Genomic DNA, 571 nt, shown 5'->3' on the forward strand with positions numbered 1-571 from the left:
CTATGAACAACCAAAATTGAGCTATGAAAAACTTGTCTCCTTCACACTTGATGCCCGGAAGAGCACGAAGTATAGGTATAAAAACAGGCACACTTGACAGAAGGTGTGGTTTGTTTTTTGTGCAATTACTTGTTTTATAGGACGCCAAGTCTGCTTGTAAAGAGTTTTTACAACTTCATCCTACTTATATGTGTAATTTCTCTGAAAAAATCAACTGGCATAATTTTTTTTTAAGTTCGTGCGTTCAAATCACTTACGCGATATTTTTGGTCTCAAAGAAATTCTCATGTTTTAAAAGTTTGAGAGATGTGAAGCCAGTAGGCTGAGTGACGATTGTGAGGTGGCGGGTCACTACCTTTCCAACCGGACATGTTTGGGGATACGGGGAGCAAGAGATGGCCCTCCGAATACTGATAAGGTGTACGCAGACCATAAATCTAAACAACTTTCCCCTAGGAACATAGAAACAAAAAAAAACCTTCCATACAAAATCAAGATCGATCACTCTGTTCAAGTAGATAGTTACGGAAGCACTTCTGCATTTGGTAAAAACGTTGCACTGGAAGTAAAA

1 protein-coding gene is annotated in these 571 nt (G+C 38.9%); it reads left to right on the forward strand.

The annotated features are described in order from the left end of the window. Window positions 1–373: 373 nt before the first annotated feature. Window positions 374–571: hypothetical protein (locus ACJ5GX_RS05765; RefSeq protein WP_495292796.1), on the forward strand; the 198-nt coding region annotated here is incomplete at its 3' end.

It is taken from the genome of Wolbachia endosymbiont of Tuta absoluta (genome assembly GCF_059414725.1).